This window comes from Enterococcus sp. S86.2 (genome assembly GCF_059834485.2).
Genome location: NZ_CM206813.1, coordinates 1463286 through 1476497, shown reverse-complemented (window position 1 = coordinate 1476497; position 13212 = coordinate 1463286). Strand labels below are relative to the sequence as shown.

Genomic DNA, 13212 nt, shown 5'->3' with positions numbered 1-13212 from the left:
AAAAAGGGTAAAATGAAGAGAAGTTTAGTTGAAGGAGTTTTACGGCAATGCTTAATTATTTTATAAAAAAAATCGAATCAAAAGACGCAGAAAAGACGCGCACTTCTTTTGGTTTTTTAGCAGGTAGTTTAGGACTTGTTTCAAATGGTCTCTTGTTTATTATGAAATTTTTTATTGGTCTTTTCGCCCACAGTGTTTCAATCATGGCCGATGCCATCAACAGCCTAAGTGATACTGCATCTTCTGTGTTAACTTTGGTTGGTTTTCAAATTGCAGCTAAACCAGCCGACAAAGAACATCCCTATGGTCATGAGCGCTTTGAATATATTAGTGGCTTCATGATTTCGATTATTATTACCTTTGTTGGCTTTCAATTCTTGGTTTCCTCTGTTGAAAAGATAATGGATCCAAGCAAAATTAAACTTTCGCCATTGGTTTTTATTATTTTGCTCTTATCAATTGGCATTAAAATCTGGCAAAGTTTTATGTATCAAAAAATTTCAACCAAAATTGATTCTGAAACACTAAAAGCATCCTCACAAGACAGCTTAAATGACGTTATTACAACGGCAGCTGTTCTCATTTCAGCTTTTGTTGAACTATTTACTGGTCTACATGTTGATGGTTGGATGGGGCTTTTTATCGCACTTTATATTTTATACAGCGGTTTAAAAATGGTGAAAGAATTTATCGATGAATTATTGGGAAGTCGTCCTAGTAGCGAAGAAATTTTAAAAATGGAAACGCACTTAAATGAATATCCTGATATTTTAGGGTATCACGATTTGTTGGTTCACAGTTATGGTCCTAAAAAACAATTTGCCACAGTCCACATTGAAGTAGATGACACGTGGAGCTTAAATCATGCTCATGATATTATTAACCGCATTGAAAAAGATTTTCGCGAAAACTTGAAGGTGGAGCTTGTTTGCCATTTAGATCCGGTTGCGGTGAAAAGTCCTGAGTACCAGCGAAAATGGGAGATCGTAAAAGAAGCGATTAGCGCATTACAGTTAGATTTGCGTGTCCATGATTTTCGGATTGAAAAAAATCAGTTGTCTTTTGATGTCGTAGTGCCACCAAAATGTGCTAAAAAAGATTCTGAAATTCGCGAAAATTTGACAGAATATTTAACCAACCGTTTGGGTGCTGTCACTTTAGAAATAACCTTTGATCACAACTATTTATTATAACGATCTAAATTTGACGTAAAGGAGTTTAGCCAATGACGATTCAACAAGATTTAAGTATCTTACAATCAGTTTTTTTACTTATAATTTTCATTAACACGATTGGTGCTTTGGTTACAGTATTTCGAAAACCACGCTCGATTACGAGCATTCTTGCGTGGTCTTTGACCTTAATTTTTATCCCCATTATTGGATTTATCGTGTATTTATTTTGCGGCCGGGGAATTGATGGTGAAACAGTTTATAAATATGATGTTGAGACCAATCGAAAAGTCAAAGAAATTAATACGTTAATTCACCAGAATAATAAGCGTTATGATATTGAAGAAGTAGAAAAAGAACTAAAATTATTAGAACGCTATTTAAAATCTGTTGATGAATCACCTTTAACAAGGGGCAACAGCGTAAAGCTCTATACAGATGGTAATGAGAAATTTGCGGCTTTATTTGAAGATATTAAATCAGCTGAAGATAATATTCATGTAGAATACTATGCTTTTTTCCCGGATAGAATTGGACATCAATTTTTACAACTATTAATTGAAAAAGCGAAAGCTGGCGTAGAAGTTCGTCTAATCTATGATCCATGGGGGGCAAAAGGTTCCAATGAAAAATTCTTTCAGCCGCTAGTTGCAGCGGGGGGGAAAGTTGCCGCCTTTATTACTTCGCGAGATTTAATTCGCAAAACTCGGTTAAATTATCACTTGCATCGTAAAATCGTAGTAATTGATGGTAAAATCGGTTGGACCGGTGGTTTTAACGTGGGGGATCAGTATTTAAGTCGCAGTGAAAAATTTGGTTACTGGCGGGATACCCATGGACGCATTGTTGGTACGGCTAGTTTCAGTTTACAAGAAATCTTTATTCGGGATTGGAATGCTTCGGTTAAAAATGAGAGCGACCAGTTGGATTACGAAGAACGTTACTTTGTGATTAAAAAAGATACGGGGGGGCAAGCTGAGATTCAAGTAGTGGCAGATGGCCCAGAAAATAAAATCGATATTTTAAAAAGTGCCTTTGTTAAAATGATTTTGTCTGCGGATGAGAAAGTATGGATTCAAACACCGTATTTAATTCCAGATGACGTCATGTTTAATGCTTTGGTTACAGCTGCACGTTCAGGCGTTGATGTCCGAATTATGATTCCCAATATGCCCGATCATCCTTTTATCTACCGTGCAACGCAATATTATGCTAATTTACTGCATAAAATGGGAATTAAAATCTATCATTACGACAATGGTTTTTTACATGCAAAAACCATTGTCATGGATGACAATTTATGTTCTTTTGGTTCAACCAACCAAGATATTCGTAGTTATGAATTAAATTTTGAAGTGAACGCTTTTGTCTACGATGAAACGCTAACCAAACAAATGCAGCAGATCTTTTTAGCCGATCAAGAAAAATGCTATGTTTTAACAGATGAAATAATCGCCAATCAGTCCTATTGGCTACGTTTTAAGCAAAACTTTTCTCGTTTACTGTCACCAATTTTATAAGCAAAACTTCCGAACTTATTTTTCTTACTAGCAATAAGTTAGATCGTGCTCAAGTAGTCAAATCAATATTTTTTCTTGTATAGTAAAAAAGCCACCAACGGCAAAGATTCAAAGAAAAACTTACTTTGATCTTTGCTGTGTTGGTGTCTTTATTCTTTAATGCTGTCGTAATGCTTTTTGTAGCCCTTGTCTGGCCAGTTGATCAGCGCCTTTATTCTTACTTTCTGGAATCCATTGTAAAATTAATAGGGGGAAATTTGGTAGCAAAGCTTGAATTTTTTGAAAAATTTCTTGGAAATTTTCGTTATTAGTATAGTTTTTATCTACTGTTTGGACTAAAATCTTACTATCAGAGTAAACAAAAATGGTTTCATTTATATAATTGTGTTGGATGAGATAAGTTAATAATTCGTAAAAAGCATGGAATTCAGCTTGGTGGTTACTCATCGTTTTCAATGGTAGGTGGATTTGTTCATGCAGATTGTCAGAAACTAACAACAACCCTGCACCGCTTGGACCTGGGTTACCTTTTGTAGCGGCATCAATATAGGCTTTAATCATAGTCATCATCCTTATAATTAAAATAATTCACGTTTTAACTTTAGCAGAAGAGGAGCAATTTACAAGTATGAAAAATAGAAAATATCGTTGGCAGCCAGAACTTGCTGTCAGTATCATTTATTGGTCATTAACATTGATTGTTCTCTTTTATAGTTTGACATTGTCTTTGGAAAATACTAGACCCTACTGGAAAAGCAATTTAGTCATGGCCTTCTTTTTTGTCTGTGTTATAATTGGCTGTCTGCGCCGCTTTGTTTTAACCCATGATCATATTACGGTTTATTATGCTCGCTTTTGGAAAAAGCAAGAACTTTATTACCGCAATATTACCCAAGTCGCTATTATCAAAAACGGTATTGAGTTTTTGTATTTGGGTGAAGAATATCATTTTCTAATGCGTAAGAAAACCAAGTCAGCATTAATTACAGAACTCAAAACCCATATTTCAGCTGAAAAATTTGTGACCAAAGAAAGTGATTTGTTTCAATAAAATAAAAAGGAGCAGTCGTTATGGCGGAAAATGCTGATTTATTTTTAGCTAGTTTTAATCGGATTAACAAATGGTTAAAAGAGCAATTAAATAATCCCAAAAACATGGGCTTTAGTGAAATGGTACGCCGTTTAAGCAAAAAACCAGAATTTTTGACAAATGATTATGCCGAGGATCTACTGCAAATGGCGCAATTGCGCAATGCTATTGTTCACGACCAAATTAGTACAGATTTTGTGATCGCAGAACCAAATGAGTGGGTAGTAAAACGGATTATGGAAATCGAAAAAGCACTGTTGCAGCCAGAACTGGTCTTGCCGCGTTTTCGGAAAAATGTAACAGGTTTTGAAATTACTTTACCAATTTATGAAATTCTAAAAACCATTGCTCAAAAGCGCTATTCTCAATTTCCCTTATACGAAAAAGGCAAATTTAAAGGCCTTATCACTTTGAGAGCGCTAGGTTATTGGTTTGCCAAAGAAAGCTTAAAAGGTGAGATAGTTTTAGGCAATCGCTTGGCAGATGAATTGTTAATTGAAGATGGTAAAGTGACCAATTACCAGTTTGTTGACAGTAAAACAACTGTGGCAGAAGCAGAAAATATGTTTCATCAAAATGGATTGTTAGAAGCAATCTTAATTACACGCGATGGAAATCCTAATGGTAACTTATTAGGAATTATTCGTCCGCGTGATTTATTTAATGTTTAGAAATGAGTTGAATTTATGATAATTTTTATTCTTATTGCGGTACTTTTGATCGTAGTAGATCAATTGGTCAAGGGGTGGATCGTTGCCAATATTGCATTGGGCACATCGATGCCGATTATTAAAAATGTTTTCTCACTAACTTATTTTCAAAATACAGGTGCTGCTTGGAGCATGTTAGAAGGGCAAATGAGTTTTTTTGCCATTGTCACAATTGTAGCAGTTGGTGCTTGTAGTTACTTATTGTACAAAAATCGTAACGGTGTCAAGCTTTATTCATTGGGGTTAAGTTTGGTGCTTGCGGGCGCATTAGGCAATTTCATTGATCGCATGCGCTTAGGTTACGTAGTGGATATGTTTCAAACTGATTTTGTCTCATTTCCTATTTTTAATGTAGCGGATTCTTGTTTAGTAGTGGGAGTTATTTTGATTTTTATTTACATTTTATTTGAAGAACGCTTTAAAGGAGCAAAAGCATGAAAGAACTTTTAATTGTGATAAAAGAAAACGGGCCGCGCATTGATAAAGCGTTAACGACATATTTACCAGAATATACCCGCTCGCAAATTCAACAGTGGTTAAAAGAAGGTGTAGTCTTCTTAAAGGGACAACCGTTAAAAGCTAATTACAAAGTCAAAGCCCAAGATGAGATTGTCATCCAAATTCCAGAACCAGAAACGCTGGACTTAGTGCCAGAAAATCTCGATTTAGAAATCGTTTATGAAGATGAAGATGTCGCAGTGATAAATAAACCCCAAGGAATGGTGGTCCATCCTTCTGCAGGTCACAGTCACGGCACGCTAGTAAACGGATTGTTATATCAATTGAGCAATTTATCAACGATTAACGATGTTGTACGTCCGGGAATTGTTCATCGTATTGACAAAGATACTTCTGGGCTATTGATGGTGGCAAAAAATGATGTTGCCCATGAATCATTAGCAGCACAATTAAAAGCTAAAACCAGTTTGCGTAAATATGTTGCTTTGGTACACGGTAATATTACTCACGAAAAAGGGACCATTGAAGCTCCTATTGGTCGTTCTAAAGTTAATCGAAAAATGCAAGCAATAAGAGAAGACGGGAAACCAGCGCTGACGCATTTTACTGTCTTAGAACGCTTTGGTGACTTTACTTTAGTCGAACTACAGTTAGAAACTGGTCGTACTCATCAAATTCGGGTGCACATGCAATACATAGGTTTTCCTCTAGCCGGAGATCCAACCTATGGTCCGAAAAAAACCTTAAAAGGAAACGGTCAATTTTTACATGCGAAGTTACTTGGCTTCACACACCCTCGTACCAACGAAAAAATGGTTTTTGAAGCACCTTTGCCAGAAATTTTTGAAAAAACATTAACAAACTTACGAAAAAAAGATTGATTTTTGATTTAAAGAAGTGTAACCTTGTTTTAGGAAAAATAAATAGTAATCCTTTAAGAGTAGTCCCGTGAGGCTAAAAAGGAGTGTGCAAGTAATTTAGTAAGGTGCGCCTTAGTAAAACTTGTTTAGTGAATTGTAGTAAAAAGGGTCAGTGTACCCAGATACTAAATCAATTATCACTCCTGCCTAACTTCGGGCAGGAGTTTTTTTGTCTTTTAAATTGACGAGGAGGAAAAAAATGGCAATAAAAGAAGTAGTAGACGCAGTAACAATGAAGCGAGCATTGACTCGGATTACCTATGAAATCATTGAACGAAATCATGGTATTGAGGACTTGGTTTTAGTCGGAATCAAAACAAGAGGCATCTACATTGCCCAGCGTATCGCTGAACGTTTACAACAACTAGAAGGTATTAAAGTGCCAGTCGGTCAATTAGACATTACACTTTATCGGGATGATGCAAAAAAAGAAGATGATCCAACTGTTCATGCTTCTGATATCCCTGTCAATTTGGAAGGTAAAGAAGTTATCGTGGTGGATGATGTCTTGTTTACCGGCCGAACAATTCGTGCCGCGTTGGATGCAATTATGGACTATGGTCGTCCGCGTAAAATTTCTTTAGCCGTTTTAGTGGACAGAGGTCATAGAGAGTTGCCAATTCGTGCCGATTATGTTGGAAAAAATATTCCGACGTCATTAGCCGAAGAAATTATTGTGGAAATGGAAGAAGTAGACGGTAAGGACCGTATTGTCATCAATAAAGAAGCCGAGTAAAAAAACTTAAGGGAACTATTAGGAGGAAAAAAGATGATCATCCAACAAGAGAGAATTAGTTTAAAACACTTATTAACCGTTGAAGCTTTAACAGACCAAGAGGTTATGGGCTTAATTAGACGTGGTCAAGAATTTAAAAACGGCGCAAAATGGACACCAGAAAAAGAGCAGTATTTTGCGACAAATCTATTTTTCGAAAATAGTACCCGAACACATAAAAGTTTTGATGTGGCAGAAAAAAAATTAGGCATTGATGTCATTGAATTTGATGCTTCAACAAGTTCGGTTCAAAAAGGTGAAACATTATACGACACCGTTTTGACCATGTCTGCTTTAGGCGTCGATGTTGCCGTTATTCGTCACGGAGATGAAAATTACTACGATGATTTAATTCAAAGTAAAACAATCCAATGTGGAATTATTAACGGCGGCGATGGTAGTGGCCAACATCCAACGCAATGTTTATTGGATCTAATGACAATTTATGAAGAGTTTGGCCGTTTTGAAGGTTTAAAAGTAGCGATTGTCGGAGATATTACCCACTCCCGCGTGGCAAAATCAAATATGCAAATGTTAAAACGTTTAGGTGCGCAAGTCTTCTTCTCTGGACCGGCACAATGGTATGATGAAGAATTTGAAGTTTATGGGCATTACTTACCATTAGATGAACTTGTTGACAAAGTAGACGTAATGATGATGTTACGGGTTCAACATGAGCGTCACGATGGCAATGAAAGCTTTTCAAAAGAAGGCTATCACACGCAATATGGACTAACTGTTGGGCGTGCCAAAAAAATGAAAGAAGGGGCAATTATCATGCACCCAGCGCCAGTTAATCGTGATGTTGAATTGGCAGATTCTTTAGTAGAAGGCTACCAAGCTCGCATTATCCAACAAATGACCAACGGCGTTTTTGTCCGGATGGCAATTTTAGAAGCAGTTTTAGCCGGCAGAGCTTAAAAGAAAATAAAAAAGGAGATGTGCTGACAAATTAGCCATCTCCTTTCCAGTAAATAAAGCAATTTTTTCAACAAATTTTAGGAGGATGATTATGAAAACACTCATTAAAAACGGTAAAATCAATACTTATGATAACAACCTAACGACAGCAGAAATTTGGATTGAAGATGGCGTAATTAAAGCTATCGGCACAAATTTTGACCCGACCTTTTTTGATGAAGTGTTTGATGCAGCTGGTCAGTTGATCACACCAGGCCTTGTAGATGTTCACGTTCATTTAAGAGAACCAGGTTTTGAGTACAAGGAAACAATTAAAACTGGCAGCCAGGCAGCCGCTCGTGGCGGTTTTACTACGGTATGTGCCATGCCTAATTTAAATCCAGTTCCAGATACTGTTGAAAAATTTCAAAAAGTTCAAGCAATTATAAAAAAAGATGCCGTCGTGAAGGTGTTGCAATATGCACCAATTACCGAAGAATTGCGCAGTGAGGTCTTAACAGATCAAAAAGCGTTAAAAAAAGCGGGTGCTTTTGCCTTTACCAATGATGGTGTAGGGGTTCAAACAGCAGGAACGATGTATTTAGCAATGAAAGAAGCTGCTGCCAATAATATGGCTTTGGTTGCCCATACAGAAGACGAGTCACTGCTGTTTGCAGGTGTTATGCATGCTGGAAAAAAAGCAGCAGAACTTAATTTGCCAGGAATTTTAAGTGCAACAGAAAGTTCTCAAATTGCCAGAGATCTAATTTTAGCCGAAGAAACCGGCTGCCATTACCACGTTTGTCATGTTTCAACTAAAGAAAGCGTGAGAATTATCCGAGATGCAAAAAAAGCTGGTGTTCATGTAACAGCAGAAGTATCACCTCACCATCTCATTTTGTCTGAAGAAGAAATTCCCAATGATTTTGGCTACTGGAAAATGAATCCACCATTACGAGGAGCAGATGATCGCAAGGCGTTAATTGAAGGCCTATTAGACGGCACAATCGACTGTATTGCAACGGATCATGCTCCCCATGGATTTGAAGAAAAAAATCAAAGTTTCTTAAAAGCGCCTTTTGGCATTGTTGGCTCTGAATATGCTTTTCAGCTAATTTACACTCATTTTGTTAAGACCGGCATTTTCACTTTAGCACAAATTATTGATTGGATGGCGACAAAACCAGCAGCGATTTTTGGCTTAAACGCAGGACGTTTACAAATTGGTCAGCCAGCTGATCTAGCTGTTTTTGCCATCGAAACAGAATATGAAATCGACTCAGAAAAATTCGTATCAAAAGCAGTTAATACACCATTTGATCACAAAAAAGTTTATGGCGATACTCTTTTAACCTTTGTTGATGGTCAAAAAGTTTGGCAAAAAGGGGAGTAAATATGAAACGTTGGTTAATCTTAGAAGACGGCACCTACTTTGAAGGGGAAGGTTTTGGCGCTAGCAATAACGTATTTGGCGAAATTGTTTTTACAACCAGTATGACCGGTTATCAAGAAACCATCACCGACCAAAGTTTTAATGGACAGATTATTACGTTCACTTATCCAATGGTAGGAAATTATGGGATTAACCGAGATGACTACGAGTCAATTGCCCCTACTTGTAAAGCGGTCGTTGTTAAAGAACATGCCAGACTTGCTAGTAATTGGCGCAACCAAATGACACTAGACGAATTTTTAAAGCGCAAAGAAATTCCTGGCATCGCTGGGATTGATACGCGAGCACTAACCAGAAAAATTAGAGAGCACGGCACTATGAAAGCTAGTATTGTAGCAGAAGAAGATTTCACCCATGCCTATGATCAATTAAAAGCAGCAGTACTACCAACCAATCAAGTGGCTCAAGTTTCCACAGCTAAACCATACCCAAGTCCAGGAATTGGCCATAATGTCGTTGTGATTGACTTTGGATTAAAACACAGTATTTTACGTGAGCTATCAAAAAGACAGTGTAATCTAACTGTTTTACCTTACGATACGAAGGCTGCCACAATCTTAGAGTTATGTCCCGATGGTGTTATGTTGACCAATGGACCAGGAGATCCTAAAGATGTACCAGAAGCGATTAAAATGATTCAAGAAATTCAAGGAAAAGTGCCGATTTTTGGAATTTGTTTAGGCCATCAATTATTTGCACTAGCAAATGGTGCGGATACATTTAAAATGAAATTCGGCCATCGTGGCTTAAATCATCCGGTGCGTGAAATCGCAACAGGACGGATTGATTTTACTTCGCAAAACCACGGCTATGCTGTAGATGCCAACTCCATTGACAACAAACGTTTGATGGTCACCCATATTGAGGTTAATGATGGAACGATTGAAGGGGTGCGCCACAAAGATTATCCTGCCTTTACAGTTCAGTTTCACCCAGATGCAGCCCCAGGTCCTCATGACGCTTTGCACTTGTTTGATGAGTTTATTGAAATGATGGATGCAGGAAAGGAGCAAAAAGATGCCAAAGCGTACGGATATTAAAAAAATTATGGTGATTGGCTCTGGCCCGATTATTATTGGTCAGGCAGCTGAATTTGATTATGCCGGCACACAAGCGTGTTTGGCATTAAAAGAAGAAGGCTATGAAGTTGTTTTGGTCAATTCAAATCCGGCCACAATTATGACTGACAAAGAAATTGCCGACAAAGTATATATCGAACCGATTACTTTTGAATTTGTTTCCCGCATTTTACGAAAAGAAAATCCAGATGCGCTTTTGCCAACTTTAGGTGGGCAAACGGGTTTAAATATGGCCATGGAGTTAGCTGCTTCAGGTATTTTAGCCGAGTTAAACATTGAACTTTTAGGTACAAAGCTTGCCGCGATTGATCAAGCCGAAGACCGTGATTTATTCAAACAGCTAATGGAAGAACTAAATCAACCCATTCCTGAATCTGCCATTATTAATACGGTTGATGAAGCAGTTACTTTTGCTGATGAAATTGGTTATCCTGTTATCGTTCGTCCTGCCTTTACGCTAGGTGGTACAGGTGGTGGTATGTGTGATAATGAAGAGGAATTGCGTTTAATCGCAGAAAATGGCTTGAAATTATCGCCAGCTACGCAATGTTTAATTGAAAAAAGTATTGCCGGCTTCAAAGAAATCGAGTATGAAGTTATGCGAGATTCAGCTGATAATGCGATTGTCGTATGTAATATGGAAAACTTTGATCCTGTCGGTATTCACACCGGCGACTCCATTGTTTTTGCCCCTAGTCAAACGTTATCAGATAGCGAATATCAGCTGCTGCGAGACGCCTCACTTTCAATTATCCGTGCTTTAAAAATTGAAGGCGGCTGTAATGTCCAACTAGCACTAGATCCCCATAGTTTTAATTACTATGTTATTGAAGTAAACCCACGGGTATCGCGTTCTTCAGCTTTAGCAAGTAAAGCTACCGGTTACCCGATTGCTAAATTGGCGGCTAAAATTGCGGTTGGTTTAACTTTAGATGAAATGAAAAATCCAGTAACGGAGACAACTTACGCTGAATTTGAGCCGGCATTAGATTATGTCGTTTGTAAAATTCCCCGCTGGCCCTTTGATAAATTTGAAAAAGGTGAGCGCATTTTAGGAACACAAATGAAGGCTACAGGCGAAGTTATGGCCATTGGGCGTAACATTGAAGAATCCTTATTAAAAGCTGTTCGTTCTTTAGAAATCGGGGTCACACACGTTGAATTAGCAGAATTAGCAACATTAAGTGATAATCAGCTGACAGAAAAGATGATAAAAGCTCAGGATGATCGGTTATTTTACGTAACCGAAGCTATCCGGCGTCAATATCCGATTGAAGAAATCGCGGAAATGACGAAAATTGATCTCTTTTTCTTAGACAAATTATTGCACATCGTTGAGTTAGAGACTGCGTTAAAAGCTGCCCCAAATGATTCGACTATTTTGAAAAAAGCCAAGCAAAATGGTTTTACTGATAAAAAGATTGCTGAACTTTGGCACTTGAAAGAAAGTGAAGTACGTAATTTCCGCAAAGAACAAAATCTCAAACCTGTTTATAAAATGGTAGATACTTGTGCGGCTGAATTTCAATCGGAAACACCCTATTTTTATAGTAGCTATGAATTTGAAAATGAAAGTAGCGTCACTAAGAAACCATCTGTTTTAGTTTTAGGTTCAGGTCCTATTCGAATTGGCCAAGGTGTCGAGTTTGATTATGCAACTGTTCACTCGGTTAAGGCAATTCAAGCGGCGGGTTATGAAGCAATTATTATGAATAGTAATCCAGAAACGGTCTCGACTGACTTTTCAGTTTCTGATAAATTATATTTTGAACCGTTAACTTTAGAAGATGTCTTAAATGTGATCGAGTTGGAAAATCCAATTGGGGTAATCGTACAATTTGGCGGACAAACAGCGATTAATTTGGCTGAGCCTCTGCAAGATAATGGTGTCAAAATTTTAGGTACCAGCATTGAAGACTTAGATCGAGCTGAAAATCGTGATTTATTCGAACAGGCCTTAAAGGAGTTGGCGATTCCACAACCTCCAGGTGAAACTGCAACAAATCAAACTGAGGCTGTCGCTATCGCTGAAAAAATCGGTTATCCCGTTCTGGTTAGACCAAGCTATGTTTTAGGTGGTCGCGCGATGGAAATCGTGGAAAATCAAGCTGATCTTGAAGATTATATGAAAAATGCGGTTAAGGCTTCGCCAGAACATCCCGTTTTAGTTGATCGTTATTTGACCGGTAGTGAATGTGAAGTGGATGCGATTTGTGACGGTGAAACAGTTTTAATTCCAGGAATTATGGAACATATCGAACGAGCGGGGGTGCACTCGGGTGATTCAATGGCTGTCTATCCACCGCAATTTTTAAATAGAGAAATTCAAGCTACAATCGCAGCCTATACAGAAAAATTAGCTTTGGGATTAAATTGTGTCGGGATGATGAATATTCAGTTTGTCATTAGTGACAATAAAGTTTATGTCATTGAAGTAAACCCACGGGCTAGTCGAACGGTTCCGTTTCTAAGTAAGGTTACAGGAATCCCAATGGCTCAAATTGCAACCAAAGCTATCTTAGGAGAAAAAATACGCGATCAAGGTTATGAAAATGGGTTATATCAAGAAGATGATTACGTTCATGTTAAAGCACCTGTCTTTTCTTTTACAAAGTTACAAAAGGTCGATACTTATTTAGGGCCAGAAATGAAATCAACTGGCGAAGTAATGGGAAGTGACCGTAACTTGGAAAAGGCACTATACAAAGCCTTTGAAGCTTCGGGGTTGAAAGTACCAGAATTTGGTTCTGTTTTATTTACCATCGCAGATGATACAAAAGAAGAAGCCTTAGCTTTGGCTAAGCGCTTTGCAGAAATTGGGTTTAGTTTAATTGCAACAAAAGGAACAGCCCGTTATTTTGTAACAGCGGGTTTGCGGGTGAAAGAAATTGCCAAAATTTCTGAAGAAAAAGATGCAAATGTCGTTGAACTAATTCGGAATAATCAAGCTCAGCTGGTTATTAACACGATGGATAAAGATCGTCAGAGCGCTTCTGCGGATGGGTTTATTATTCGCCGCGAAGCCGTTGAACATGGGGTACCATTACTAACATCTTTAGATACAGCCGATGCTATTTTAAAAGTAATGGAAGATCGCGCCTTTTCAACTAAAGCAATCTAAACGACAAGACTGT

General features: G+C 37.8%; 12 protein-coding genes. 11 read left to right on the top strand and 1 reads right to left on the bottom strand.

The features are described from left to right. Positions 1–47 precede the first annotated feature (47 nt). Together AC6R0T_RS06940 and cls are read left to right on the top strand one after the other, a co-directional pair. Positions 48–1193 (top strand): cation diffusion facilitator family transporter, encoded by a 1146-nt coding sequence (locus AC6R0T_RS06940; RefSeq protein ID WP_303754001.1) that lies wholly within the window; start codon positions 48–50, stop codon positions 1191–1193. A 32-nt stretch (positions 1194–1225) separates the two neighbouring features. After that, positions 1226–2692 (top strand): cardiolipin synthase, encoded by a 1467-nt coding sequence (gene cls / locus AC6R0T_RS06935; RefSeq protein ID WP_230710863.1) that lies wholly within the window; start codon positions 1226–1228, stop codon positions 2690–2692. Between the two features lie 156 nt (positions 2693–2848). Here the strand turns inward: cls and AC6R0T_RS06930 are convergent, their stop codons facing one another. Next, entirely contained in the window at positions 2849–3253 is a 405-nt protein-coding gene (locus AC6R0T_RS06930) for a ribonuclease HI family protein (protein ID WP_206902799.1), read from the bottom strand. 67 nt (positions 3254–3320) lie between these two features. Between AC6R0T_RS06930 and AC6R0T_RS06925 the strand changes: the two genes are divergently transcribed. From AC6R0T_RS06925 to carB, 9 genes are all read left to right on the top strand, one after another. Further along, complete coding sequence (locus tag AC6R0T_RS06925; protein WP_206902800.1) at positions 3321–3743, top strand: EbsA family protein; 423 nt, start codon at positions 3321–3323, stop codon at positions 3741–3743. Positions 3744–3763: 20 nt separating this feature from the next. After that, positions 3764–4453, top strand: a complete 690-nt coding sequence (locus AC6R0T_RS06920) for a CBS domain-containing protein (protein WP_206902801.1) — start codon at positions 3764–3766, stop codon at positions 4451–4453. A gap of 15 nt (positions 4454–4468) precedes the next feature. Beyond that, on the top strand, positions 4469–4930 hold the full coding sequence (gene lspA, locus AC6R0T_RS06915; RefSeq protein WP_206902802.1) for a signal peptidase II: 462 nt from the start codon (positions 4469–4471) through the stop codon (positions 4928–4930). Continuing rightward, the gene (locus AC6R0T_RS06910; protein WP_206902803.1) at positions 4927–5832 is read left to right on the top strand and encodes an RluA family pseudouridine synthase; all 906 of its coding nucleotides are present in this window, start codon (positions 4927–4929) and stop codon (positions 5830–5832) included. The genes lspA and AC6R0T_RS06910 overlap by 4 nt, the downstream gene beginning before the upstream one ends. 238 nt (positions 5833–6070) lie before the next feature. Beyond that, positions 6071–6607 carry a bifunctional pyr operon transcriptional regulator/uracil phosphoribosyltransferase PyrR gene (pyrR, locus tag AC6R0T_RS06905; RefSeq protein WP_206902804.1) on the top strand — a complete coding sequence of 179 codons (537 nt, stop codon included), beginning with the start codon at positions 6071–6073 and terminating at the stop codon, positions 6605–6607. Positions 6608–6640: 33 nt separating this feature from the next. After that, complete coding sequence (locus tag AC6R0T_RS06900; RefSeq protein ID WP_303754002.1) at positions 6641–7567, top strand: aspartate carbamoyltransferase catalytic subunit; 927 nt, start codon at positions 6641–6643, stop codon at positions 7565–7567. A gap of 91 nt (positions 7568–7658) precedes the next feature. Continuing rightward, positions 7659–8939 (top strand): dihydroorotase, encoded by a 1281-nt coding sequence (gene pyrC, locus AC6R0T_RS06895; RefSeq protein ID WP_303754003.1) that lies wholly within the window; start codon positions 7659–7661, stop codon positions 8937–8939. A 2-nt stretch (positions 8940–8941) separates the two neighbouring features. After that, the gene (locus AC6R0T_RS06890; protein WP_206902807.1) at positions 8942–10039 is read left to right on the top strand and encodes a carbamoyl phosphate synthase small subunit; all 1098 of its coding nucleotides are present in this window, start codon (positions 8942–8944) and stop codon (positions 10037–10039) included. After that, entirely contained in the window at positions 10017–13199 is a 3183-nt protein-coding gene (carB, locus tag AC6R0T_RS06885; protein ID WP_206902808.1) for a carbamoyl-phosphate synthase large subunit, read from the top strand. Before AC6R0T_RS06890 ends, carB begins: the two co-directional genes overlap by 23 nt. Positions 13200–13212: the final 13 nt, after the last annotated feature.

Bases quoted from the DNA above. Each gene is read 5' to 3' on its own strand.
- AC6R0T_RS06900 (WP_303754002.1), top strand. From the start codon at position 6,641: ATGATCATCCAACAAGAGAGAATTAGTTTAAAACACTTATTAACCGTT.
- AC6R0T_RS06940 (WP_303754001.1), top strand. From the start codon at position 48: ATGCTTAATTATTTTATAAAAAAAATCGAATCAAAAGACGCAGAAAAG.
- AC6R0T_RS06925 (WP_206902800.1), top strand. From the start codon at position 3,321: ATGAAAAATAGAAAATATCGTTGGCAGCCAGAACTTGCTGTCAGTATC.
- AC6R0T_RS06910 (WP_206902803.1), top strand. From the start codon at position 4,927: ATGAAAGAACTTTTAATTGTGATAAAAGAAAACGGGCCGCGCATTGAT.
- carB (WP_206902808.1), top strand. From the start codon at position 10,017: ATGCCAAAGCGTACGGATATTAAAAAAATTATGGTGATTGGCTCTGGC.
- AC6R0T_RS06930 (WP_206902799.1), bottom strand. From the start codon at position 3,253: ATGATTAAAGCCTATATTGATGCCGCTACAAAAGGTAACCCAGGTCCA.
- AC6R0T_RS06890 (WP_206902807.1), top strand. From the start codon at position 8,942: ATGAAACGTTGGTTAATCTTAGAAGACGGCACCTACTTTGAAGGGGAA.
- pyrR (WP_206902804.1), top strand. From the start codon at position 6,071: ATGGCAATAAAAGAAGTAGTAGACGCAGTAACAATGAAGCGAGCATTG.
- pyrC (WP_303754003.1), top strand. From the start codon at position 7,659: ATGAAAACACTCATTAAAAACGGTAAAATCAATACTTATGATAACAAC.
- cls (WP_230710863.1), top strand. From the start codon at position 1,226: ATGACGATTCAACAAGATTTAAGTATCTTACAATCAGTTTTTTTACTT.
- AC6R0T_RS06920 (WP_206902801.1), top strand. From the start codon at position 3,764: ATGGCGGAAAATGCTGATTTATTTTTAGCTAGTTTTAATCGGATTAAC.
- lspA (WP_206902802.1), top strand. From the start codon at position 4,469: ATGATAATTTTTATTCTTATTGCGGTACTTTTGATCGTAGTAGATCAA.